The sequence below is a fragment of the Streptococcus mitis genome, assembly GCF_003942965.1.
Lineage (GTDB): Bacteria > Bacillota > Bacilli > Lactobacillales > Streptococcaceae > Streptococcus > Streptococcus mitis_BH.
Genome location: NZ_RJOG01000002.1, coordinates 1 through 24,454 on the forward strand (window position 1 = coordinate 1; position 24,454 = coordinate 24,454).

At 38.3% G+C, this 24,454-nt stretch carries 21 protein-coding genes, 1 pseudogene and 1 other annotated feature; of the genes and pseudogenes, 1 reads left to right on the forward strand and 21 read right to left on the reverse strand.

Translation table 11 applies throughout. The features are described from left to right. Positions 1-135: 135 nt before the first annotated feature. The 18 genes from D8837_RS00835 to mecA form a co-directional block, all read right to left on the reverse strand. On the reverse strand, positions 136-1,320 hold the full coding sequence (locus D8837_RS00835) for a hypothetical protein (RefSeq protein WP_125455885.1): 1,185 nt from the start codon (positions 1,318-1,320) through the stop codon (positions 136-138). A 3-nt stretch (positions 1,321-1,323) separates the two neighbouring features. Beyond that, on the reverse strand, positions 1,324-1,911 hold the full coding sequence (locus D8837_RS00840; protein WP_125455886.1) for an ABC transporter ATP-binding protein: 588 nt from the start codon (positions 1,909-1,911) through the stop codon (positions 1,324-1,326). A gap of 514 nt (positions 1,912-2,425) precedes the next feature. Then, positions 2,426-3,013 (reverse strand): CPBP family intramembrane glutamic endopeptidase, encoded by a 588-nt coding sequence (locus D8837_RS00845; protein ID WP_125455887.1) that lies wholly within the window; start codon positions 3,011-3,013, stop codon positions 2,426-2,428. Positions 3,014-3,015: 2 nt separating this feature from the next. Continuing rightward, complete coding sequence (locus D8837_RS00850) at positions 3,016-3,249, reverse strand: hypothetical protein (protein ID WP_000840776.1); 234 nt, start codon at positions 3,247-3,249, stop codon at positions 3,016-3,018. Between the two features lie 12 nt (positions 3,250-3,261). Continuing rightward, positions 3,262-3,642 carry a hypothetical protein gene (locus tag D8837_RS00855; protein ID WP_125455888.1) on the reverse strand — a complete coding sequence of 127 codons (381 nt, stop codon included), beginning with the start codon at positions 3,640-3,642 and terminating at the stop codon, positions 3,262-3,264. Continuing rightward, positions 3,635-4,084 carry a hypothetical protein gene (locus D8837_RS00860; protein WP_125455889.1) on the reverse strand — a complete coding sequence of 150 codons (450 nt, stop codon included), beginning with the start codon at positions 4,082-4,084 and terminating at the stop codon, positions 3,635-3,637. Before D8837_RS00860 ends, D8837_RS00855 begins: the two co-directional genes overlap by 8 nt. Next, positions 4,068-5,426, reverse strand: coding sequence for a DNA (cytosine-5-)-methyltransferase (dcm, locus tag D8837_RS00865; protein ID WP_125455890.1), 1,359 nt, complete (start codon positions 5,424-5,426; stop codon positions 4,068-4,070). The genes D8837_RS00860 and dcm overlap by 17 nt, the downstream gene beginning before the upstream one ends. 98 nt (positions 5,427-5,524) lie before the next feature. Beyond that, positions 5,525-6,304 carry a replication initiator protein A gene (locus D8837_RS00870; protein ID WP_125455891.1) on the reverse strand — a complete coding sequence of 260 codons (780 nt, stop codon included), beginning with the start codon at positions 6,302-6,304 and terminating at the stop codon, positions 5,525-5,527. Beyond that, positions 6,301-6,474 (reverse strand): hypothetical protein, encoded by a 174-nt coding sequence (locus D8837_RS00875; protein WP_000159607.1) that lies wholly within the window; start codon positions 6,472-6,474, stop codon positions 6,301-6,303. The genes D8837_RS00870 and D8837_RS00875 overlap by 4 nt, the downstream gene beginning before the upstream one ends. Before the next feature lie 201 nt (positions 6,475-6,675). Continuing rightward, positions 6,676-7,044 carry a 50S ribosomal protein L7/L12 gene (gene rplL, locus D8837_RS00880; protein ID WP_001196965.1) on the reverse strand — a complete coding sequence of 123 codons (369 nt, stop codon included), beginning with the start codon at positions 7,042-7,044 and terminating at the stop codon, positions 6,676-6,678. Between the two features lie 72 nt (positions 7,045-7,116). After that, positions 7,117-7,617: a 50S ribosomal protein L10 gene (gene rplJ / locus D8837_RS00885; protein ID WP_001287278.1), complete on the reverse strand. Its 501-nt coding sequence runs from the start codon at positions 7,615-7,617 to the stop codon at positions 7,117-7,119. Between the two features lie 38 nt (positions 7,618-7,655). Further along, positions 7,656-7,791, reverse strand: a sequence feature (ribosomal protein L10 leader region). A 76-nt stretch (positions 7,792-7,867) separates the two neighbouring features. Further along, positions 7,868-9,127, reverse strand: a complete 1,260-nt coding sequence (locus tag D8837_RS00895; RefSeq protein WP_125455892.1) for a TRZ/ATZ family protein — start codon at positions 9,125-9,127, stop codon at positions 7,868-7,870. Positions 9,128-9,395: 268 nt separating this feature from the next. Beyond that, positions 9,396-11,144 carry an ABC transporter ATP-binding protein gene (locus D8837_RS00900; protein ID WP_125455893.1) on the reverse strand — a complete coding sequence of 583 codons (1,749 nt, stop codon included), beginning with the start codon at positions 11,142-11,144 and terminating at the stop codon, positions 9,396-9,398. A gap of 1 nt (position 11,145) precedes the next feature. Beyond that, positions 11,146-12,870 (reverse strand): ABC transporter ATP-binding protein, encoded by a 1,725-nt coding sequence (locus D8837_RS00905; RefSeq protein WP_125455894.1) that lies wholly within the window; start codon positions 12,868-12,870, stop codon positions 11,146-11,148. Positions 12,871-12,930: 60 nt separating this feature from the next. After that, the gene (gene msrB, locus D8837_RS00910) at positions 12,931-13,869 is read right to left on the reverse strand and encodes a peptide-methionine (R)-S-oxide reductase MsrB (RefSeq protein WP_125455895.1); all 939 of its coding nucleotides are present in this window, start codon (positions 13,867-13,869) and stop codon (positions 12,931-12,933) included. Positions 13,870-14,127: 258 nt separating this feature from the next. Beyond that, entirely contained in the window at positions 14,128-14,997 is an 870-nt protein-coding gene (gene thrB, locus D8837_RS00920) for a homoserine kinase (RefSeq protein ID WP_125455896.1), read from the reverse strand. Position 14,998: 1 nt separating this feature from the next. After that, positions 14,999-16,285 (reverse strand): homoserine dehydrogenase, encoded by a 1,287-nt coding sequence (locus D8837_RS00925; protein ID WP_125455897.1) that lies wholly within the window; start codon positions 16,283-16,285, stop codon positions 14,999-15,001. Between the two features lie 147 nt (positions 16,286-16,432). Continuing rightward, positions 16,433-17,170 carry an adaptor protein MecA gene (gene mecA / locus D8837_RS00930; RefSeq protein ID WP_125455940.1) on the reverse strand — a complete coding sequence of 246 codons (738 nt, stop codon included), beginning with the start codon at positions 17,168-17,170 and terminating at the stop codon, positions 16,433-16,435. Positions 17,171-17,294: 124 nt separating this feature from the next. Between mecA and D8837_RS00935 the strand changes: the two genes are divergently transcribed. After that, positions 17,295-18,773, forward strand: coding sequence for an oligosaccharide flippase family protein (locus D8837_RS00935; protein ID WP_125455898.1), 1,479 nt, complete (start codon positions 17,295-17,297; stop codon positions 18,771-18,773). Between the two features lie 113 nt (positions 18,774-18,886). On the opposite strand, the gene D8837_RS00940 is transcribed toward D8837_RS00935, so the two are convergent. The 3 genes and pseudogenes from D8837_RS00940 to D8837_RS00950 form a co-directional block, all read right to left on the reverse strand. Beyond that, on the reverse strand, positions 18,887-21,373 hold the full coding sequence (locus D8837_RS00940; RefSeq protein WP_398575061.1) for an MBL fold metallo-hydrolase: 2,487 nt from the start codon (positions 21,371-21,373) through the stop codon (positions 18,887-18,889). A gap of 39 nt (positions 21,374-21,412) precedes the next feature. Further along, on the reverse strand, positions 21,413-22,225 hold the full coding sequence (locus D8837_RS00945) for a LicD family protein (protein WP_125455899.1): 813 nt from the start codon (positions 22,223-22,225) through the stop codon (positions 21,413-21,415). A 57-nt stretch (positions 22,226-22,282) separates the two neighbouring features. Further along, positions 22,283-24,442 (reverse strand): annotated as a pseudogene (locus D8837_RS00950) (LicD family protein). Positions 24,443-24,454 lie beyond the last annotated feature (12 nt).

Consider the following 24,454-nt stretch of genomic DNA (forward strand, 5'->3'; position numbering starts at 1 on the left):
TATGAATATCTCAAAATTAGGTCCTTTTTTTGAAAAGTTTGTGTTTGTATTTTGCCTTGATTTCCTAATCAAAAAGAGAGAATCAAATTGATTCCCTCTCTATGTTAGTTTTTACTTATTTTCCCTATAGGAAAGCTAGAATCTATTAAAAAATTCTTTTTTCTGTGAACTTCCCCATCTTTCGATAAATAGAATCCCCACTAACAAAAGGATAATCAGACAAGGAAGTAAAACTAGCCCCATGTCCCAATTTAGATTGACATTATCAATCCGCTTAGGTAATCTTCCAGATAAAATCTCCACTGAACGCAAGTAAGTAAAGGGAATCAGATGTGCAATCTTTTGAAGAGGCTGGATTGTTTGGATGCCAAACAATAAGCCAACAATCCCAATGAGTGAAAGAAAGAGGACAGGCATTTTTTGCTTGAAAAAGTAAGCAATCAAGTACACTACTTCCACAATGATGATAAAAGCTAAGAAAGCTAGTAACAAGCCAGGAAATAACATATCTTGTATCTTTCCAATAGTTACCTCTTGATTCACTAAGCTATAAATCGGGTAGGGATAATCTAACTGTCCAAAACCACTTATCAGACTTCCCACTAGAAAAGAAAATCCACAGATTCCGATAAACAGCACAGTTACATAGCCCACTCCAACTCCAAGAGAAGACATTGCAAATGCCATTTTTGAAAAAGGATATAACTGAGCTGTGTCCAGATGATTTTGATATCTTTCTGCAAAAAGTTGTGTCAGCATAAAAATAATCGCAATCACAAACAAGGTTGGGATGATAGCCTCTAAAATCCAGACAATCTGATCAATCCCGTGGGTCGGATAATCTAAATCGTGGGCTTTTATGTTCAAGGGATACAGGGCTTGGTAAGTTTTTCGTTCGCGGTCAACCGCTATTTTTAAGTCCGAGCTAGAAGTTGGGTCATTTGATACAGTTTCATAACTCTTTTCCTCAGCTTGCCACTGCAAATAGTAGGCTTCTTCCCAGCGTCCTTCTTTTAATAAAGTCAGAATTTCTTTCTTTTGCGTCAAAAGATTTTTTTGCAAGTCTAAATTTTCTTTAGCAAACTGGTATTCCTCCGTGCTGGTGTCAGACATTTGGGAGAGCTTCTCTTCATTTTCATTGATAGCTCTCTCGTTGGCTGCAGTACGAGTTTCCAACCTGTTCTCCAAGCTGACATAGTTTGCAGTCCGACTATTGAAATAAAAGGTAATACCAAGAGTTGAAACAAATAAAACTAAGATAATCCAGTTTAAGCGACTTTTGAAAACTTTCTTCAATAAAAATAGACTAACATCTTTCATAAACTAAACCTCTTCTATCTGTCCCTGATGAATGGTTACTACTCTATCGCAGACATCAAGCAACTCTTCCTTATAGTGGGAACTTAAAAGAACCAGCTGTTCTTGTCTATCGATTTGTGCTAGCCTATCAAAAAACTTCTGTCGATAATACTCATCTAAGCCATTTGTAATCTCATCCATGAGCCAGCATTTCGCCTGACTCAGGAAATACATGGCAATCACCAAGCGTTGCTTCATGCCTAAGGAATACTTGCGAATGGGAAGGCTGATATAGTCAGACATTTCCCAGTAATCAATTTCATCCCCCAAGTTCAGCCCTGACTTCCAGATGTTTTTGATAAGGCGAAGATAGTCCATCCCACTTAAGTTTCCATCCAGCCATTCTATGCTCTCATAATAAAATAAAGAAGGAGGGGCTGCGATATTTCCGCTACTTATAGGAATTAAATTGCTAATGGCACGGAACAGGGTCGTCTTTCCAGAGCCATTGATAGCAAGAATACCATAAATCCTACCCTTTTCAAATGTAAAATCAACATCTTGTAAGATGACTTGTCGAGTTTTTAAGGTCACATGAGTAAGCTGCAACATATCTAGCCCTCCTTTTTCTTACTCTTTAAAGATTAATAACTTACGCTATAGTAGTTTAGTACCTCATAACGATCATAATTTCAGCCAGAACCAACTTTATACTCAGAATAGCTATAATAACGAGATCATGATGGAACGTTAATATAGCTATGTCTGTGGTAATTCATACTAGAGCTATAGAAGGTATTCCAATCATACCGACAACCTTTGAAAACGCTTTAATTGTATCATATTTTTATTTGTTATACAATAGTTTTTTTAATCCGAAAAGACTCACACTAAACGCTAGCAACTGGAATTTACTCTAAGACGACTCTGTTTTAGGGATATTTGTCGTTCACTTTTTCTGAGTCTTTTCGCTTTTGAACTCTTATATATCAAGAAAAAGAAAACCAGCGGAAGTTAGTCTAAGACGAATTTCCACTGATTTCACGCGTTTTTCTCATACTAAAGGCTAGATTGTGAGAAACTGGAAGTTAGTTTTAGAAGTTACCTAAAAATCAGGCCACCTATTTTAAACAAGCAGCAAACTATAAACCAGTAGGTTCCACACCAAATGTAGCCCCATACTGCCCCATAAATCAGATTTATAGCGCACCATCCCTAAAAACATTCCCAATGAAACATATAAACACCAAGCTAGAATGGTTCCTGGATGATGTACTAAGGTAAATAAAACACTTGTCAACGCAACTCGAATATCTAATTTTCTAACCAAGTTCCATAAAATTTCTCGATACAGAAATTCTTCAACCATACTCGCATTGATTAAGAACAATAAAAATGAAAACCAAGGAACTTGATGTTGAAGGCCAATTAAGTTTGCTTGATTCGTGCTTCCTTGAGCATGAATCAGACTAAAACATAGACTTATAATCAGTAGACTAACGAATCCAATACCAATCCACTTTATCCTAATTTTCATATTGACCTTGGCCACTTGTTTACGTTGATCATACATCCATAAAAAAGAAATGAGTGACGCTCCATAGAGAATCTGTAGTATAGTTAACTCACTGCTACAAAGAAATTTCAGTAAGTATAGAGATACCAATAGGACATTTACTTGTTGGAATATATAAACTGGAATTATTCTTTTCATAGTTACCTCCGAAATAAATCTTCATAATCTAAATCTAATACCTGCACAATCCTTTCTACCCATGGACTTTGAGGCATTCGTTGTTCCATCTTGTAGTGACGAATCTTTTGATACAAACGATTCAATTCACTTGGATAGTGAAACTCTCCCGCAAACATTTTTCTGGTTAACTCAATCCAGCTGATATTTCTTTCAGCCAAAATAATGGACAAGTTCTCCCAAAATCGTTCAGCCATATTGCTTCTCCTTTAACTTGATAAATAATGTGTTTGTGCCATGTAAATCAATTGTTTCGTATCTCTTGGCAATAAAGCTCTAGCCTCCTCCAGATTCAGATTTGGATAAACTCGCTTATTTGAAACCGCAAGAGGAAGTCTGATGGTTAGTTCAGGATTTTTTAATATCATCTCGATGAAATCCGTTAATCTTAGATTGTCACGGTTCTTAAATCGCAATAAATTGGGAGATAAAAACTCAAAACAATCTGAAGAATAGCTCATCATTTCAATTAATTTGTCCTTTGTCATTTCAGAAATAGAATGAGGAGTGACCTCTATGCCATACTTTTGAAAGAAATCCAAAAGAAGTTGATTTCTATGGCTATTTTTACTTAGATAGAGATCAATCATGGGATACCTCCCAAAGATTCGGTTCCATTTGATATTCTGATACGATTAAGGAATCTAATAAATTTGCGAAGTTAATCGGTTGCTTGTCTTCATCATAAGCTTTTACAGTTACTTGGGTTGTAAGTATTCCCTCTTTTCCCTCGGCTCGATAGCCTTGTCCATATAAAACAAAAACAAGATTTTGATGATCATCTACAAAGGCATCGGCTCCGTTCTTTATATCCTGACTTTCAAGGAATTCCATAATGTTTTGAAGATAGGATTCATAAAATAGTGGGTAATTGTGTTTTTTATGGTAATAATCTAAAAATTTCACTTCAAACTCACATGGATAATTGGGCATCAAAAATATTTGTTCATCCAACTGCATCATTTCTGCATCATGTAATTCTGTTTCTAATTCATCACAATATAGTATTGACTCTTTATTTAATGCTTTCATCTTTTTCCTCTATTTCTTTAAATTTCTTTGCGATTGCGGCAATCACAGGAACGGTTACACTATTACCAGCTTGTTTATAGAGCTGACTATTACTAGAGACTTTTCTAGCAGCTTCAAAAGCCCAATCAGGAAAACCCTGCAAGCGAAAACACTCTTTAGGAGTGATTCGTCGTATCCTCAGACGGTAAAATTGTCCATCTATCAAGATACCGGCTACATGATAAACTTGCTCATCTTCTCCTTCATAGCTAGCCACTACTACTCCCATTTGACCACTAGTTGTTAACGTATTCGCTATGCCTTTTCCAACTCTACCACGACGATACTGAGAACTTGGTCTTTCCAAATTGATTGAATCTCCTATTTCTGCTTGAGCATATCCTTTTTTCGTTGCTTCCCGTACTTTTAGAAATTGGATTGGTTCTGGAATTAGTATTTTGGGGATTTTATCTCCTCCTTGCATTGTAGTCAGTGTTGGGGATAATCCCTCACTTCCATAAACGCGACCAGTTTCCTTAAAGCTAGTTGGTAAATCTCCAACAACGACAATACCATGCCGATCTTGAGTATTTAAAGTAAACATTGGCTCTTGATTATCCTTAAAACGTCTACCATTTTGTCTCTTGTCTAATCTATTTGGTGTTATGCAAGGAATCGCAACTTTAAATCCTTCTCCTTTTCCACAAACTAAGGTTGGCGCAAGACCTTCTGAATAATAGACTTTACCACTCATTCCACTTTTTGATGGATTCAAATTCCCTAGTGTTTTTAAAGTCTCAGAGTTAGTTGCTTGACCTTCTCGTCTGAAAGGAAATAGGAGTCTGGTACCTTTCTTTCTAGAATGTCCGATAATAAACACCCTCTCTCTGTTTTGGGGAACGCCAAAATCCTTACTGTTAAGCACCTGCCACTCAACATCAAACCCCAACTCATCAAGTGTGGTAAGGATTGTGGTGAACGTCCGTCCCTTATCGTGATTGAGTAGGCCTTTAACATTTTCAAGAAAAAGAAAACGTGGTTGGATTTGTTTGGCCGCCCGAGCAATTTCAAAGAACAAAGTTCCTCTAGTATCTTCAAATCCCAATCGTCTTCCTGCGATTGAAAATGCTTGACAAGGGAATCCCCCACAGATGACATCGACTTTCCCTCTAAGTTTTTTAAATTCGTCATCTGAAACATCTCGTATGTCATGAAATTCTATTTCTCCTTCCGTTTGAAAAATGGACTTATAAGATTTCCTAGCAAATTTATCAATCTCACAAAATCCAATACACTCGTGTCCGACACTTTCCATTCCAAGTCGAAAACCACCGATACCTGAAAATAAATCAATAAATCTCATTTCTTAATCACCCCTTTCTGATCGACTATCAATGTCCAAATAGTCACACCACTTGAAATGACAATGAGCATAACTAATACCCACTCGATTGGCGACATTTAACCACCTCCTTTTCTAACACGGTTGTTCCAAACAGAATACAAGCCGTTAAACACAAATTCAGCAAGTACTTCCGCTCGTCTAACAAAGCGAACATTGTCAAGAGCATACTGATAGATTCTCTCAAAATCAGTCATTGCAATTTCACTGGCTGTTTCAGAAAACCCCTCTCGTCTAAATTGATCCTGTACCAATCCCCAAATATAATCTCGATCATATTTTGTGACCTTTTCTACTTTTCTTCTCAAAATAGGTTGAGAATTCCTTTCTTCCTCATCCTCAATAAATAAAGAATCAGTCTCACTATATTTAGTCTCACTAACTTCAGTCTCACTAGGGGCTGAATAAGAGACGGGGGCCGTTTCATTTTCATCCTGCCCTAGTCTTTTTTTAACACTAGGCCTGTTCGAACTAGCTACTGGGGTAGAAGACAACTCCCCTAAATAAATCTTATTAGCTAGTCTTCCTTTCTCACTTGAAGACTGTTGAACTTCATCAATTAAGTCATATTCTTTAAGAGTTTTTTTGATTGATAGTAGTTTTGACTTCGAACAACCTAACAGCCTCATCAGTTTAGAATTAGAAAATACTAAATAAACCGCCCCTTCTTCATCTATCCAACCACGACTAAGAGATAATTCTAAACGATCTTTTAAAATAGAATAAGCCACCTTTACTTCTAATTTCATATCCATATATTTCTCATCCTCAAAAAGAATTTTAGGTAATTTATAATACCGTTCTGAAGTTTGGTATTGATTTGCGGTAATTCGTTTCATAGCGCTCCTCCAAGTTCTTTGAGTATTAAATCTCCACTTGATTCCAATCTAACCAAGCCACTTTTTTCCAATTCAGCCATAAGAGAGATGGCTTCAACAATATCAATTCCCATTTCACGTACTAAAAATGAAATGACAATATAGCGTGATGATTGTAATTCTTTTGTCATTTTCCCTCCTGAAAATAAAAAAAGGAGAACAATATTCAATTGTTCTCCACGATAAATTTGTTAAAAAGAAAAACCCTGCCAAATTAATTTTTGGTAGGGTTTTTGGTAGGAAACTAAATTAATTTATCAGTTTCTAAAATGTGTTCACGATTCTAAAAGGCTGATACTATAGTATTCCGATTTCTAATTGGTATATGCCTCTTATTTAAGAGTAACTGAAGCTCCAGCTTCTTCCAATTTAGCTTTGATTTCTTCAGCTTCTGCAGTTGCAACGCCTTCTTTAACAAGTGCTGGTGCACCGTCAACAAGTTCTTTAGCTTCTTTAAGACCAAGACCTGTGATTTCACGTACAACTTTGATAACGCCAACTTTTTTGTCGCCTGCAGATGTCAATTCAACGTCGAATGAATCTTTAGCAGCACCAGCGTCAGCAGCACCAGCTGCAGCAACAGCTACAGGAGCAGCTGCAGTTACACCAAATTCTTCTTCGATAGCTTTTACAAGGTCGTTCAATTCAAGGATTGAAGCTTCTTTAATTTCAGCAATAATGTTTTCAATGTTCAATGCCATTGTTATTTCCTCCAAATATGTTTTAAATTTATAATAGATTTTCGTAGCTAGGCTACGCTGCGTAGCTTAAGATTAAGCTGCGTCTTCTTTGCTTTCTGCAACCGCTTTGACTGCAAGAGCAACGTTGCGCACTGGCGCTTGAAGTACAGAAAGGAGCATAGAAAGAAGTCCTTCGCGGTTTGGAAGAGTTGCAAGTGCAAGAATCTCTTCTTTAGATGCGACAGCGCCTTCGATTGCACCACCTTTGATTTCAAGTGCTTCAGCGTTTTTAGAAAAGTCGTTCAAGATTTTCGCTGGTGCGATAACATCTTCGTTAGAAAATGCTACTGCAGATGGTCCAACAAATACAGATGCAAGATCTTCAAGACCAGCTTTTTCAGCTGCACGACGCAAGATTGAGTTTTTAATCACTTTATACTCAACTTCGCTTCCACGAAGCTCACGACGAAGAACTGTATCTTGCTCAACTGTCAAACCACGAGCGTCTACAACGACGATAGATGCAGCAGCTTTCATTTTTTCAGCTACTACGTCAACTAGTTCCGCTTTTTTAGCAATAATTGCTTCACTCATTAGTGTGTTCACCTCCGTTATTATTTTGCTTGGGGAATTTTTCCAAAAGAAAAACGCGCCCAAACCTAGACACGAAAGTACAATACGCTTCTTTTTACATGATACGTTTTGTCCTCGGTAGGATATTTATGAGTCGAGCTCCCCTACTGTCTTAGGCAGTTTTTTCAAACCGTATATAAGTATAGCATAGTCAAAAAAAGAATGCAAGATTTTTGCAAACTTTTTTTAAAATTTTTTCGTGATTTTTCTTCTAAAGTTCTACTGTCAGAACTTGACCTTGCTTAACAACCTGTTCTCCAGCGATATAAACATCATCAACATCACTGGATTTAACAGCATAGACGAGATGAGAAAGCATATTTTCCTGAGGTTGGAGATGAATTTTCCCTTGTGGTTGAATAACGAGAAAATCTGCCTGTTTACCTACTTCCAGACTTCCTATCTGATTTTCCATTCCTAGGACCTTAGCCCCTTCGATTGTTAGTGCCTTGAGGGCTGTTTCGATCGGGAATTGGCTGGCATCCCCACTCTTCATTTTCTGTAGGAGAGTGGCGGTCCGCCCTTCCTCAAACATATCTAGATTGTTATTGGAAGCAACCGAGTCAGTCGCAATTCCTACTGCCACTCCTGCTTTTTGCAGTTGAATGATAGGAGCAATCCCTGATGCCAATTTGAGGTTACTGATAGGATTGTGAGCGATAGCCACTTGAGAAGTTGCCAAGCGTTCAATTTCTCGCTCGTTTAATTCGACCCCATGAGCAAATACAGACGGATGATCTAAGTAACCCAGTTCTTCAAGAAAAGCGAGGGGACGTTTGCCATAACGTTTCAAGATAATTCCTGACTCCTCCTTGGTCTCCGATACATGGATATGGAGAGGAATATTCAACTCTTTTGCCATATCTAAGCTTTCTGCCAGCAAGTCTCTACTACAGCTGTAAGGAGAATGTGGTGCTACCATCACCTTGAAATTTGGATTTTTATATTCTAAGATTTTCTCTATGATGAATCGAGTTCTGCTTATAGTTTCATCAGTTGTCTCTGTCTCCGAAGAAAAGAGGGTAGGTGAGAAATAACAACGCATCTTGGAATCTTTCACTGCCTGATAAATCCGCTCAATATCCACACCATTGGGATTATACATATCATTAAAGGTTGTTGTTCCTGACTGGAGCATCTCTGTCAGAGCTTCTTTAACCGCCTTAGTAGTCATGTCGGGAGTAAACTCAGCTTCTGCTGGCCAGATATAGTCATTGAGCCATTCATGAAGATTACTATCATCTCGGACTCCTCTCAATCCTGTCATAGCAGAGTGGGTGTGGCAATTAACCAAACCAGGCATAATCCAGGCTTCCTGATAGTCTATAATCTGCTCAGCTTGCTCTAAAATCTCTGACTTCTCTTGACCAACATAGACGATTTGAGAATCCTTAACTGCTAAGATTCCATCCAAATAAACATGGAAATCTTGGTCACAAGTCACGATATTTACATGCTGATAGACTTTCATTCTAGGCTCCTTTTCTATAAGATCATTTATACTCTTCGAAAATCTCTTCACACCACGTCAGCTTCACCTTCCTGTAGATATATGGTTAATGACTTCGTCAGTCTTATCTACAACCTCAAAGCAGTGCTTTGAGCAAGCTACGGCTAGCTTCCTAGTTTGCTCTTTGATTTTCATTGAATATTACAGTGAACAATTTTTCTAGCTATTGTAACAAAAAAGTCACCCAAAGGCAACTTTTTTTGTCCATAAGATTTCAACGTAGAAAGGATTATTCAGAGCTAAAAGTTGCAGCTTGCTGCATTTGGTAATACTTGCCCTTTCGAGCCATGAGTTCTTGATGATTACCATACTCAACGATGTCACCATCAACCAAGACAAGGATTAAATCCGCATCCTGAATGGTTGACAAACGGTGAGCAATGATAAAGCTTGTACGCCCCTTCATGAGTTTAGCAAATGCATCCTGAACTAGCACTTCTGTCCGTGTATCGATGGAGGAAGTTGCCTCGTCTAAGATAAGAATCTTAGGAATAGCTAGAAAGACTCGGGCGATGGTCAAGAGTTGGGCTTGACCGACAGAGAGAGATTCTCCCGCATTTTCCAACTTGGTATCATAGCCTTGAGGTAGCTGTTGGATGAAAAAGTCTGCATTGGCTGCTTTTGCAGCAGCAATCACTTGCTCCCGACTGGAATCAGGATTTCCAAAGGCAATATTATCATGAATAGTTCCTTGCTTGAGCCAGGTTTCTTGAAGCACCATTCCAAACTGCTGGCGTAAAGAGGCACGACTATAATCATAAATGGATTTCCCATCCAGCAAGATATCTCCTGAGTTAATAGGGTAAAAACGCATGAGGAGATTGATAAGAGTTGATTTTCCAGCACCTGTCGGACCAACAATAGCAACCTTGCTACCAGCTGGAATATCAATAGATAAATCCTTAATCAAAATCTTTTCAGGATGGTAGCCAAAAGAAACCTGTTTAAAGGAAATAGCTCCCTTAACTTGGTCACTAGTCAACTCTTCCTTACCTGTTTCAGCCACCTCAGGACTATCTAAGACTCCATAAACACGTTCTGCACAAGCCAAGGCACTTTGCAACTCAGCTAGCACTGAAGAAATATCATTAAAAGGCTTGGTGTACTGTTGAACATAGTTCAAAAAAGTCACTAAGCGTCCAATGGTCAAGGTAGAGCCTATCATGATACGATAAGCTCCCACTCCAGCTAGAAGGGCATAAATAAGCGCATTGACAAAGCGAGTCGAAGGATTGACCGTTGAAGAATAAAAGATAGCTGACTGCGAATAACCTGCATAGTTGGCATTCGCCTCGTGCAGTCTTTGGATAAAATCTTCTTGAGCATTAAAGGACTGGATAATGGTCTGCTGGTTCAACGATTCTTCAATCAACTGAGTCTGAATTCCCCTCGTCTCTGTTTGCTTTTGGAAGAGATGATAGGAGCGTTTGGCAATAAAGCGTGAGATTACCATAGACAGTGGCGTCAACAGCAAGACCAAAAGAGTCATGAGGAGATGAAATTGAATCATGGCTAGAATGCTGACTAAAATCATCAAGACACCAATGAAGAATTGGTTAAAAATCATGGTCAAGCCAGCTGCCAACTGTTCTATGTCTGTTGTCACCCGACTGACCATCTCCCCACTGCCTTGCCGATCCACAAAGGCAATCGGTAAACGATGGAGCTTATGAATGATTCGCTCTCGTAAGTCTCTGGTATAAGAGAAAATTAGGCGATTATAGAGGAGAGGATTGGCCCACTGCACGAGGGTATTTCCTATGACCACCAAGATCATTTGAATAAAGATCTGCCAAAAAACTGGTGAAGAACCAGCCACTAGGACTTGGTCGATGACCTGCCCAATCAATATAGGTAGGTAGATTGATAAGGCAACCTGGACAATGGTTCCTAGAAAGGCTAGAAAAAGAAGGAAGGTATGACTTGTAAGGTCTTTAGCCAAACGTTTGAGCGTCTGGTTTGCAGTTTGTCGTCTCATACTAGTCCTCCTTACCATGTTGGGATGCATTGATTTCGCGATAAACTTGACTGGATTTCATCAAGTCCTCGTGCTTGCCGATAGCTAGGAGCTCACCTTTTTCCAAGAGGAGAATCTGGTCTGCCATCTGTAAAGTCGAGGTTCGTTGAGAGATCAAGATTAAACTGGTATTTGGCAGATTTTCTCGGATAGCTTTCAAAAGCTTGGACTCAGTGATAGTGTCCAGTGCCGAGGTCGCATCATCTAGGATGAGAAACGGAGCCTGGCGCAAGACTGCTCGTGCGATAGACAGCCTTTGTTTTTGTCCACCTGAGAAATTTCGTCCTCCTGCCTCAACTAGGACATCCAAAAGTCCTTCCTTTTCACTGACAAAATCCTTTGCTTGCGCAATTTCCAAGGCCTGCCAAAGTTCTTGGTCAGATAGTTCTTGTTCTAAACCTATAGTCAAGTTGGAACGAATGGTTCCTTTAAAAAGTTCGACTTTTTGGGGCACATAGGAAATCCAAGACCGCCACTGCTCCAAATTAAGAGGACTAGATCCATCTCTATAAAGGTCAATGCTCCCCTTGTCTGCTGGATAAAGTCCAAGGATGAGTTGTACTAAGCTTGATTTACCAGAACCTGTTCCCCCAATGATACCAAGGATTTGCCCTTGCTGCATATCAAAGGAAATGTCTCTCAAAGAAGGCTGGGCCGCATCAGGATAGGTAAAGGTCAGTTCTTGAACTTGTAAAACCTGATCACTGGTAGCTTGCTTTTGTTCTAATTTTGAATGAATATCTTCTGGAGCCTCGGCAAAAACTTCCTCAATTCGCTTGGCAGAGATATAGGACTGGTTGAGAGAATTAATCAGCATGGCTAGTTTGACCAATTCCACCAAAATCTGTAAGAGATAGTTGATAAGGGCAATGAGAGCACCTTGACTGAGTAAGCCTCCTTGGATAGAAACATATCCCTGCCAGATAATAACGAGGAGAGTTCCATTGACAATCAGATAAGTCAGAGGGGTTAATAAACTAGACCAGAAACCTGTCTTTTCTTGTAATCTAGCATAGACTTGGTTAAGGGTTTGAAAAATTTGTAACTCTCGTTTTTCTTGGCCAAAAGCACGAATAACCCGCATACCTTGTAATTGCTGGCGCGTTTCTTGAACCAGTTGGTCCGTTTTCTTTATCAGACTGCTGTAGAGAGGATTGACCAGTCTAGAGAGCCCTACAATAACAATGGTCAAAATGACAACCATGACCAAGAACCAGAGAGTCAGCTCAGCTGAGATTCGATAGGCCATAAAAATGGCCCCAAAAACGATAATAGGCGCTCGTAAAAAGAGACGCAGGAATTGATTGATCCCAGTCTGAATCTGGTAGGTGTCCGAAGTCAAGCGAGTGACCAAGCTAGAAGTTGTCAGACGATCTCTGCTATCCTTGGGCAAGGAAAGAATATGACGATAAAGGTCGTTTGTCAGTTCTTTGGCAAACCCAACCGCAGCCTTGGCTGAATAAAACTGAGCTACCAAGGCCACTAAAACTCCAATCACTGCAAAGATAAGGAGCAGACCAATCTGCATCCAGAGATGACCTTGATTTTTCTGGGGCAAAGATTGGTCAACAATTCCTGCAATCACCATGGGAACTAAGAGCTCAAACACAGCTTCTAGTAGCTTGAACAAGGGTGCTAAAATTGATTCCTTGATGTAGGGTTTGAAGTAAGATAATAGGTGTTTCATAAATCCCTTCTATTCGTATTCTGGAAATAAAGAAAGTGGGAAGTGCCCACCCTCTAAATTTTACTTGTTTAAGTATGGCAATAGATAGCCATATCCTGCTTTTTCCATCTCATCCTTGGACACAAAGCGTAAGGAAGCAGAATTGATACAGTAACGAAGCCCACCTAATTCCCGCGGCCCATCTGTGAAAACATGACCCAAGTGAGCATTTCCTGACCGAGAACGAACTTCGATTCGCTCCATTCCATGGCTCAGATCTTTGTAGTAGTGAATTAACTCCTTGGAAATCGGACGGCTAAAACTTGGCCAACCACAACCTGAAACAAACTTATCCTTAGCAAAAAAGAGTGGCTCACCCGTCGTAATGTCTACATAAATGCCCTCTTCAAAGGTTTGGTCATAGGCATTACTAAACGGCGCTTCTGTTGCAGCTTCTTGGGTAACACGATAAGACTCTTCAGTTAAGCTTTTCTTTAACACTTCTTGACTAGGCTTTTCATAATTTGCTGCGTCAATCAATGGTTTCTCAGCATCGGTCACATCGATATGACAGTAACCTGAAGGATTTTTCTTGAGATAGTCTTGGTGGTAATCTTCAGCTAAAATATAGTGGCGAAGTTTCTCCACTTCTACTGCAATCTTTCGACCCAGCATACGCTCTTGCTCCCGCACCACTGTGTAGATAGTTGGCAGGTCTGCTTCATCTTGGTAATAAATACCTGTTCGATATTGGCGACCACGGTCATTCCCTTGTTGATTAATCGATAAAGGATCGATGACTCGGAAATAATAAAGCAAAATCTCTCTAAGTGATACTGTCTTCTCATCATAAATCACTTGAACCGTTTCTGCATGGTCTGTTTCCTTGAGCAGCTGGTAATTGGTCGTTTCGACTTGTCCATTAGCGTAGCCAACACTGGTTGCTAGAACTCCAGAAATGCGTGAAAAATACTCCTCTAGACCCCAAAAACAACCGCCTGCTAGATAAATTTCTGCCATCTTTATTTCTCCTTTATCAAGTTTTTAACTAATACTCTTCGAAAATCTCTTCAAACCACGTCAGCTTACATCTGCAACCTCAAAACAGTATTTTGAGCTAACTTCGTCAGTTCTATCCACAACCTCAAAACACTGTTTTGAGCAGCCTGCGGCTAGCTTCCTAGTTTGTTCTTTGATTTTCATTGAGTATAAACTTCTTTTCAAAAAAAGGATAGGAAGGCCTCTGGTCGAGAGTTTCCCCATCCTATCTTCTATTCTTTATTTTGCTTCAACACGGACACCTTGGGTATCAACCTTCAAATCATGTAGTTTACCTTTGAAGGGTTGCTTTTCCAATTCAGCCTTAATCGCCGACATCTTGTCATGAGAAGCCAAGACCATAACTGTCGGTCCGGCACCAGAGAGGTAGGTCGCATAGGCACCATTCTCTTTTGCTACTTGCTTAATCGTAGCAAATTCTCTCACCAATTCCTGACGGTAACGTTCGTGGAAGAGGTCTCCCTCGATTGCTTGCCCAGCTGTTACCATATCTCCCGCTAACAAAGCGGCGACAGCTACATTGGCGATAGAACTGGCAGCGACAGCTTCCTTGTAAGATAATTTCTTAGGCAAGACACCACGGCTATCGCGAGTGCGTAATTCATAGTTTGGAATGTAGGCTAGAAAATCGCACTCGGGGAAGTCTGCCACAATCGCAGAGACCTGCCCTTCAACAGAACTTGCAATAACGAGATTACCATAAATGGCTGGAGCCACATTGTCAGGATGTCCTTCAATCTTGGTCGCCAACTGCAATTTTTCATGATCAGACAAGTTGAGATGCCCCAGTTGGTTGGCTAGCTCAATCCCAGCAACAATTACCGAGCTGGAAGAACCCAAACCACGCGCCAAGGGAACATCACTGGTCATTTTCAAACGTCTTGGCTGCAAGTCTGGTACAATTTGCAAGGCAATTTTTAGTAAAAGGTTACGCTCGTCATGTGGAATCCATTTGCCAATCTGGTGTTCAATCAGCCACTCATCCCGTTCTTCACAGACCTCGATTTGAAGATACTTGGTTACAGCTACACCGACCGAGTCAAAACCTGGCCCGATATTGGCACTGGTTGCAGGTACAATAATCTTCATCTTATTCTCCTAGCACCTTGAAGGTATTCAAGAGGTCGAATTCTGAAACCTTCTTCAATTCAGTTGAAACATTTTCAAGCTGGGCTTTATTAATCTTATGAGTGATAATCACAACACGCGCCTTATCACCTTCTTTGCCATCTTGGAGAATTTGCTTGAAGGAAATATCTTGGGCATTAAAGATTTCAGCCAACTTCAAGACCTGACCTTTTGAGTCTGGTGCCAAGATTGAGAAGTAGTAGTTTGCTTTAACATCCTCAGGATTTGCCAAGACCAAGTCACGGCTGTATTCGTTGAAATCTTTGCCAATGGTACCATCATTCAAGCGACGAACGATACGGACAATATCCGCCACAACACTTGTTGCAGTTGGTTTTTGACCCGCACCTGGTCCGTAGTACATAGACTCACCGATACCGATAGATTCTACAAAGACAGCGTTCATTACTCCATTCACACTAGCAAGTGGGTGCACTTTAGGAAGGAAGGTTGGAGTCACTTCTGCAGCAATTCCTGAAGGAGTTTCCTCGATAGAACCAACCAATTTCACTACATAGCCAAGGTCTTGAGCCACAGCTACATCTTCTGGTGTGATGTTGCGGATTCCCTTGTGGGCTACATCATCAAAGGCAACCTTCATGCCAAAGGCAAATTGGCTCAAAATCACCATCTTGTAGGCTGCATCAATCCCATCTACGTCATTTGTAGGGTCACTTTCTGCAAAACCTAGTCTTTGTGCTTCCGCAAGAGCATCATCGTAAGACCAGCCTTCTTCCACCATCTTGGTCATCATGAAGTTGGAAGTTCCGTTAACCACACCAAGAACGCGCGTGATTTTATCAGAAGCCAAGGAATTTGCTAAAGTGCGAAGAATTGGAATCCCACCAGCTACTGCTGCTTCGTAGTAAAGTGCTACCTTGTTAGCTTTAGCGATTTCTAGCAATTCTGTGCCATGAACAGCCAAAAGATCCTTATTGGCAGTAACAACGTGTTTCCCAGCCTCCAAGGCACGAGTGATAAAGGTTTTAGCTGGTTCGATACGCCCCATCAATTCCACTACAATCGTAATGTCTTGGTCTGATAAAATATCATCCACATTGGTTACAAAGTTAAAGTCATTCCCTGCTGCAAGCAAGCGGTTCTTTTCATCTTCGTCCTTAACCAATACCTTAGCAACTTCAATATCTGAATGTGCTGATTGATTGATTTTTTCTCCATTTTCCTTTAGGAGGAAAGGCACACCACTTGCAACGGTACCAAATCCTAGTAAAGCAATTTTAACTGTCATGTTTATCTCCTCGAAATTTTCTAATATAGCCATTATAACAGAATTTTGTGAAAATTCCTATTATAGTAAATCACTATTTCAGTCTAGAAAAAAACGAATCAGACGATTCGCTCTTCTTAAAATCTAGAAATAGCTTTCCAGAAAGGATTATCCAATCTTTTGCAGATTAAGTACTGCATCGTGATTCATCAAGACTTGACCATACTCCTGCAAGACTGAGCGACTGATATCACTATCATCTGCAAACTCGCGCATACGGGCCAAAAGCCACGCTGGATATGGACTTGGATGATTTTCAATATCCACTAAAATGGTCAAATAATAGCGCTCATTCATCTTGTAGAGTTCAGAAGTTTCCATCTCAAAAATCACTGTCTTGGCAAAAGCTACCAAGTCAGCCAACTTAGCAAAAGAAAGGATGTAGTAGATGTAAGGCTCTTTCTTGCTTTCAGCTTCTTGTTCAGCCTGCTCCTGCTCTTCTTCCTTGGCTTCGACTTGCTCTAGAGATTGAATGGCTTCAATATCATCCTTGGTTTTGTCTGCGATGCTTTTTTCTAAGGTTTTGATAAATTCATCTGGCGACATTTGAGCCAATTCTTCCATATCTGGTAAATCCGATAAGTCTTCAAAATCTAGATTTTGGTCAATCTTTGATTTAGTTACAAAGACATCTACCTTATCAGGTTTTGGAGTCACACGGAAGCTCAACATACCTGTATCCAAAAAGCTATCAGGCATCTCTAACTCATCCAAGATGGCATAAAAGAACTCTTCTGTTTTTTCTTGAGGAACGAGAAAGTCAGCAATCTCCATCCCTCGATCCATCAAATCCTCTAAAGACATCGTGATTTTTAAAGTTGTATCACTGATTTGTTTCATTTTCATTGCTAGTAACCTCATACTTTCAGTTCTATCTATTATACTAGATTTTTACGATTTTATCAAAAGAATGAAGCGAGAATGTGATATAATACTAGAGACCATTTTACAATACAAGAAAGAAAGTACAATGAAAAATATAAAAGTTAATGCACTGGCTAGCTTACTAGTCAATGTTCTCAATATCGTTTTTCCACTGATAACCAATCCTTATCTGACGCGGATTCTCAGCAAATCCAACTACGGTTATTTCAATACCGCCAATACCTGGGCTAGCTTTGTCATTCCTTTAGCCGCCTTTGGAATTTACAACTATGGGATTCGAGCTATCAGTAAAGTCAAGGACGATAAGAATAAAATTAACTATGTTTTCTCTAAATTATTCTATATCTCCATTATTACATCTGTTCTAACAACAAGTATCTATTTCCTATTTATTTACCTGGATAATAGTATTGAAAATTTAAAAGAACTCTACTATATACTTGGTGTCCAGGCTCTCTTCCAATTCCTTTATATCGAGTGGATGAACGAGGCTTATGAAAACTATGCCTTCATCCTTTACAAAACATTGGTTATTCGTATTGCCATGTTGGTCGCTATCTTCACCTTTGTAAAAACTCCAGACGATATCGTACCTTATGCAATCATTATGAGTGCAACTACAATTCTCAACTATCTACTCAGTTTTCTTTGGATCAAGAGAGAAGTTTCCTTTGTCAAAATTGGTCTCATAGAATTAATCAAAGCATCTAAACCGCTCTTGACTATGCTTCTACTAGCGAACGCCAACATGCTCTACACCTTACTTGATAGAATGTTTATTACCAAGGGACCTGATGAAAACTACATTTCTTATTATACCATTGCTTCCAGCATCGTTATGTTGATTGCCAGTGTCCTGAGTGGAGCTATCAATGTCAGTATTCCACGTCTCGGCTACTATCTCGGTAAGAAAGATTACGAATCTTATAAAAATCTTCTGAACCAAGGAGCTGCCCTCTTTTACTTCCTTATCATTCCAACCAGTATTGGGATTATGGTGTTAGGAAACTACGCTGCAGTTATCTACTCTTCTGAAAAATACCTTGAAGCTGGTATTGTGACTAGTGTCTTCGCCTTTCGGACTATTATTTGGGCCATTGAGTTAATCCTTGGTAAACAAATTATCTTCATCAACGACCACGAAAATCGTTTAACAGCCTTTTACTTTATTGGTGGTGGCACTAATATCCTACTCAACAGTCTCTTGTTTTTCAATAATATTTTTGCACCAGAGTACTACATTGCTACTACTATTATTGCAGAAACTGTAGTTGTTCTACTGGAAATTTACTTTATCCAGAAACATCATCTGCTTAACTTAAAAGAAATCTTTACTACTTTAACACGCTATACTATTGTATCGCTCGGATTCATTCCCATCTATTTCACATTTAAATTCCTTTTCCAAATCAACTCTTATACAGTCAACCTCAACATGATTCTCATGGTTCTCTCGACTGTTTCTACTTGTGGAATATATTATCTCTTGACACTATTTATTACCAAAGATAAAACATTCCACTATGCACTCAATCTTGCTCTTGCTAAGATTAAAAGAAATTAAAAAAATCCCCTGCTAATAGATTGCTCTACTAGCAGGGGATTTCCTTATTCTTGTTTCTTGTTTGAAATATTTGACTCTATGGTCGAATATTCTTTTTGTTTTTCTTGCGACTCTTATTTATTGACATTGTCTGATTTATCAATTAAAGTAGATGTTTCCTGTTTGTTTGTAGAATGATTTTGATTCTCATCATTATTAACACCTTGTTTCCATATACCTTCTTCATTAACTTTATAGCCATCAGGTGTCGTAGAATTTTTCAACAAGGAACCATCAGCTTGGAAATAGTACCAGTTACCATCCACCTGTTTCCAACCAGTTTGCATCGCTCCTGTTGTATCAAAGTAATAATGATCACTATTTACTTTATTGAGTCCAATCGACATGATACCATCTTCAGGATTCAAATAATACCAAATACCTTTGTCCTTTATCCAACCTGTTTTCATATCTCCAGTTGCTTCAAAGTAACGATAATGATTGTCAAACCATTTCCAACCAGTCTGCATAGATCCAGATGAATTGAAGTAATAGTATTTACCATTCACTTGATGAAGACCAACCAACATAGTACCTTCCTTACCTTCGAGATAGTACCATACATTACCATCCTTCAACCAACCAGTTTGGAGTGCACCAGATGTAGCGTAATAATGCCAAGAATCATTTGACCACTGCCATCCAACTTGCATAGTACCTGCTGGGCTGAAGAAATAGTTCTTACCGTCAATTTCTTTAGAGCTGACTACCATGATACCTGTTTCTGGATCCAAATAATACCATGATTCTTTATCTTTCAACCAACCAGTTTTCATGGCACCTGAGTTCGTATAGTAGTACCAGCTATTGTCTTGCCACTTCCAGCCAGTCTGCATGGCACCACTAGCATTCAAATAGTAACGAATACCATTAATTTCTTGTCTTCCAGTTAACATGATGCCATCTTTATCTAAATAATACCAGACTTCTTTATCTTTAATCCAGCCAATTTGCATTGCTCCTGAATTTGCAAAATAATTCCAGTAACCATCTATAAAGACCCAGCCAGTTTGCATCACACCTTCTTTATTAAAGAAATAAGTTGAACCATTTATAACCTTTTTCCCAAGTGTAGGATTTCCATTTTCATCATAATAATACCAGTTTGCCGACTCTTTTACCCAACCAGAAGAATTTCCCTCAGACTGGAGAGCACCACTATTACTAAAGAACATTTTTTTACCGTTAAATACTTGATGTCCAGTTAGCATTTTACCGTCTGCCGCAAAAAGGTATTTTTTCCCTCCAATTTCAGAGAGCTCACTAAATCGTCTAGCGCCATTCGATTGGATATAATACCAAGAGTCATCTAGCTTGAACCATCCGCCTGTTTGCATTTTACCATTTTGATTCAGATAGTAATCATTCCCCTTGGCATTTTCTCCCCAGTCGTCATTAAGGTGAAGCCAGCGTCCTGCTTGCATTAATCCTTTTCCATTAAAGAAGTAAGTGGCCCCACCAATCTCTTTCCAACCGATAGCCATTTCTCCGTCAGACAAACGATATTTCCAATAGCCATCTTCTTGATACCATTTTTCGTCAACTACAGGGATATCAGGGAAGGTATTTGAAACATTAGTAAATCCTTTATCGCTAATATCAAAAACGGTAGCATCTTGAGTTTGGCTAGCAGCATGAAGAACCTGAATATTTTTCTTCTGAAGGTATTCTCTGGTTGAAGCAACATTAATATCTCCACCAGTTGTCTGAATAATCATTTTTGGTGATAAGTTCTCAAGAAAATTAATCGTATTGGAAATTGTCGCATCATAATGGTGGTTCCATTTCATCATATCAACCTTACCGATAACAGAACCCAACTTATCTTCTGCTCCTTCAGCATTATCCAAATCTCCACCAAGATAGATTCTCTTTCCTGCCACAGTCACCACTGAAACGATGGAGTTGGAATTGTCATCTCGAACTTTTTTCAGATTACCATTAGTATCATATTCATTCTTATAGTTATAAAGTTGGATATCCATATCACCTAATTTTAAGTGACTATCCTCATCTGAAATGTTTTGAATGAGAGTAACCCCTCGTTTTTGTGCTGCTCTCAAAGCATTATCATAATTGAAAAGGTTATCCCATAGTCCCCAGTTTGCTGTGATCCGATCATCTGAATATTTTTTCAAATAAAACTTACCGACTTGATATCGATTGAGTATTTCGTCCGCTCCACCAATATGGTCACTATGGACATGAGTTCCTATGATAAAATCTAATTTTTTAACACCTATTTGATCTAGGTGGCGAATCAAGCGATCCTCTAATACTTGATAATTTCTCATAGAAATTCCCCAACGACTTGGATAGCGTGGGTCACTCCCATCAGGGAAATCATAGTCTTCACCCATATCAATCAAAGCATAATGACCATTGCTTTCCAGAAGAATGGCATCACTCCCTGACTTGGCCTTAGTATTTATAAAATGGATACGATTTCCTGAACCTGCAGTAATAGTTTCTGCATCTACTCCTTGAGATAACTGAATCAGTACTAGAAAGAATACAAGAAAACTATAGCCAACGAGTTTTATTAACTGTTTATTTTTCACCTTGAAAACTCCTTTGTTTTAAACGATAAGCAACTTTTACTAATCTATCCAGTAATTTTTATCCCCTCCTGGGACTTGTTGTTCAATAGGTGGTGGAGTCATATAGTTTTCTCCAAATTCATAGACAAGTATGTTATGGTATTTTCTCGGAACCTTTACCACTATGTTTTCATACGGCATATCAATCAAATCATAAAGCCATTCTTTTTTTATACCCTCTGGATAATAGGGGTCATATATAGTACAAGTAAGATTTGTTGCTTGGTCTACACTATACTTCAAAGCAAGACTCTCTAACTTTTGATTCCATAGTTGAGGGGAAGTTAAACGAAAAATAGCCGAACCAATATAACGAGGAAAGTTTTTTAGTCCTCCATTCTCAGACTTGATTCCTTTAAAGTTCAAAGAAGAAAGGCGAATGAAATATTTGTATAGTTTCATTTTCTTCCGATCGCTTGCTTGTGTTACGACACCATCATATGGAAAAATGTCAACGCAAGTTCCCAATACGACCGTTGGATCCACGAGGTTAGCATCTCGACGTGTCCTTACATCATAGACTCTCATATAACTGTATGGGTATCCCTTTGTTTCTCTGAATGAAATTAATTTATAGTAGGGATGATTTTCATTTTTTAAAACCTTATACAGTTTTTCAAATTCATCACGCGCTAAGGAAATATCTGTATCATCATCCCAAGGGATAAATCCTTTATGGCGTACAGCTCCTAGTAAGGTTCCAAAATCAATAAAGTATTTGATCTGATGTTGTTCACAAAGTTCATGTAGATACCTTAAAATATCCAATTCTACTTGTTTGATTTCTTCAAGAGTTAAAGTTCTTTCAGACATAGGTTTTATTCTCCTAAATTTGACTATATTTTTAAACGTTTCTTAATTCCAATCCCGTCATTTAGACCTTTTAATAATCTTCCATAATTTAAAATCATGATGAGATAGTCTTTGTTCAACTGGAGGCAATTGCATATAATCTCCGTAGTCTGAGGTCAAAATTTCATGATATTTTTTCGGAATGGTAAATTTCTTACCTTCAAATGTTCCAGTAGTAACTTGTTCTAGCCATTCGCGTCTCCACACTGGTTTGTTCATATCCTTGTAGATAAGGTAATCCACTTCCTCATAATCCAACACTTTACGTGATTTAGCAAGTTCTTCAATTTGTGCAACGTATTTATTTGTATTTGTAAAATAAAAAATAATAACTGAAATATAGCGTATCAGTGAATTCAGTACACTTTTCGTATTGGTGATGCCTTTAAATGTATAGCAACTCAATTGACGTTTCTTTATNAGTTTCGTCATCTTGTTNTTNAAATNTNNATCATCNTCNTAACCATCTACAGGGAAAATATCTACATAAATCCCCATATTGGAATCAATTCGAATATCTTCTTCTAATAAATAAGTTTGATTATCCTGAACTTTCATAAAGGGATAGACATAGTTGAGATTATTTTTATAAGACATCACTTCGTAACGTTCGTCAGGGTTAACGATAAGGTAGTTTTGCAACTTCTCATAGTCTTCACGCAACATACAGATATCCATATCATCATCCCAAGGAATAAAACCTTTATGACGAACCGCACCGATAAGACTGCCATAAGCTAGGAAATATTTAACACCAATTTTTTGACAAGTTTCATGAATGTATTCCATGATTCCTAGCTCCATCTGTTGAATCTCTCTAATATCAGTTACTTCCTGATAACGAATACCTTCATCACGTTTGCAAACAACTAATCCATAACCAATAATCAACCAAAAGATAATATTAATAAAGTTAGTTGAGTACATAATCTGACTTTCAAATAATTGACCGAACAAGATGCCAAAGAAAAGAATCATAATCAACTTTTCAGAGTTCTTTTTAGAAACAATCAAATAAGTCAAAAAGCGCTTAATTATATATCCTAGTAGAAGTAGAAAGGATACTAAACCTAAAATTCCAGAACTAACAAATATCGTTACCAAAATGTTATGGAAATTTCCACCAATAAGAGAATTTTGAATCTCAAATTTACTGAAATATTTTGTGTAATAATCTGGAACATTCCGTACACCATAACCAAAAATTGGTTTCTCGCTTCCCATTTTTATAGCATTTTTCCAAATATAAGTTCTACCACTAGGTGTTGTTTCTATTAGATGAAGTTCTCCTGTTTTTTTAATAACTGAAGAATCCGTTTCTGCATAAAATTGTCCTTTATCTAAGTCTAATACAGTAGCTTTCCCCGAAGATATATAAATAGAAGTTACATAACTCAATCCGATGTTAAAACCAGAAACAAGTAAAGCAGTAACAATAAAAGTAAGAAATCGCTTAGCTAGCTTACCCCTGTTAATAAAGAAACTATAAAACCCAATCATCAACACTAAAGATAATAAAGCTCCTCTACTTTGCATGGTTGCAAAGTAAACTAATTGAAGTAGATTGTTTAGTTTTAGATAAATAGAGTATTTGTTTCCTTTATGAATCAAATACATAGCCAAAAAAATGCTGATGTATGAAAATATCGCGCTAGCATTAGGATTTACAATCCCCCACAGACGTCCATTCATAACACCATAGTAATAAGATTGCTCTCCAATCTTAAATAGGATAAGGACTCTACTTATCAATAAACCAAACGCGAAAATTGCTGAAGAGAATGAAACAATTTGAACTGTGTAGGCAATCCAGTCAAATAATCNTTTAAGTTGCCCAGATTGTAACATTGTAAATAATAAAACATAGGTTACCATGAAGAGGATTTCAATCACATTTCCAATCAAATGTCCGGAGCGATTGAAAATAGCTGATAACAGATGGCTTCCAGCTAAGAGCCCAAATAAGGATATAAATTTGCGATCTACTGTGATCTCTTTCCACTTAAACAATAAAGTATAGCAAATATAAAGCACTACAATCGCTGACAATCCTTTATAGAGGGGATTGGCTATCTTATAAACTAGTGAACTCATACTTAAAATCGAAATAAAAACAAACAGATATGAAACCCATAGTTTTGATTTTTCAAAGTATTCATTCATTATTGGAAAATTCATTTTCAACTCCTT

Excerpts from the sequence above, each read along its gene's own strand:
- D8837_RS00835 (WP_125455885.1), bottom strand. The coding sequence starts at position 1,320 with ATGAAAGATGTTAGTCTATTTTTATTGAAGAAAGTTTTCAAAAGTCGC.
- D8837_RS00840 (WP_125455886.1), bottom strand. The coding sequence starts at position 1,911 with ATGTTGCAGCTTACTCATGTGACCTTAAAAACTCGACAAGTCATCTTA.
- D8837_RS00845 (WP_125455887.1), bottom strand. The coding sequence starts at position 3,013 with ATGAAAAGAATAATTCCAGTTTATATATTCCAACAAGTAAATGTCCTA.
- D8837_RS00850 (WP_000840776.1), bottom strand. The coding sequence starts at position 3,249 with ATGGCTGAACGATTTTGGGAGAACTTGTCCATTATTTTGGCTGAAAGA.
- D8837_RS00855 (WP_125455888.1), bottom strand. The coding sequence starts at position 3,642 with ATGATTGATCTCTATCTAAGTAAAAATAGCCATAGAAATCAACTTCTT.
- D8837_RS00860 (WP_125455889.1), bottom strand. The coding sequence starts at position 4,084 with ATGAAAGCATTAAATAAAGAGTCAATACTATATTGTGATGAATTAGAA.
- dcm (WP_125455890.1), bottom strand. The coding sequence starts at position 5,426 with ATGAGATTTATTGATTTATTTTCAGGTATCGGTGGTTTTCGACTTGGA.
- D8837_RS00870 (WP_125455891.1), bottom strand. The coding sequence starts at position 6,304 with ATGAAACGAATTACCGCAAATCAATACCAAACTTCAGAACGGTATTAT.
- D8837_RS00875 (WP_000159607.1), bottom strand. The coding sequence starts at position 6,474 with ATGACAAAAGAATTACAATCATCACGCTATATTGTCATTTCATTTTTA.
- rplL (WP_001196965.1), bottom strand. The coding sequence starts at position 7,044 with ATGGCATTGAACATTGAAAACATTATTGCTGAAATTAAAGAAGCTTCA.
- rplJ (WP_001287278.1), bottom strand. The coding sequence starts at position 7,617 with ATGAGTGAAGCAATTATTGCTAAAAAAGCGGAACTAGTTGACGTAGTA.
- D8837_RS00895 (WP_125455892.1), bottom strand. The coding sequence starts at position 9,127 with ATGAAAGTCTATCAGCATGTAAATATCGTGACTTGTGACCAAGATTTC.
- D8837_RS00900 (WP_125455893.1), bottom strand. The coding sequence starts at position 11,144 with ATGAGACGACAAACTGCAAACCAGACGCTCAAACGTTTGGCTAAAGAC.
- D8837_RS00905 (WP_125455894.1), bottom strand. The coding sequence starts at position 12,870 with ATGAAACACCTATTATCTTACTTCAAACCCTACATCAAGGAATCAATT.
- msrB (WP_125455895.1), bottom strand. The coding sequence starts at position 13,869 with ATGGCAGAAATTTATCTAGCAGGCGGTTGTTTTTGGGGTCTAGAGGAG.
- thrB (WP_125455896.1), bottom strand. The coding sequence starts at position 14,997 with ATGAAGATTATTGTACCTGCAACCAGTGCCAATATCGGGCCAGGTTTT.
- D8837_RS00925 (WP_125455897.1), bottom strand. The coding sequence starts at position 16,285 with ATGACAGTTAAAATTGCTTTACTAGGATTTGGTACCGTTGCAAGTGGT.
- mecA (WP_125455940.1), bottom strand. The coding sequence starts at position 17,170 with ATGAAAATGAAACAAATCAGTGATACAACTTTAAAAATCACGATGTCT.
- D8837_RS00935 (WP_125455898.1), top strand. The coding sequence starts at position 17,295 with ATGAAAAATATAAAAGTTAATGCACTGGCTAGCTTACTAGTCAATGTT.
- D8837_RS00945 (WP_125455899.1), bottom strand. The coding sequence starts at position 22,225 with ATGTCTGAAAGAACTTTAACTCTTGAAGAAATCAAACAAGTAGAATTG.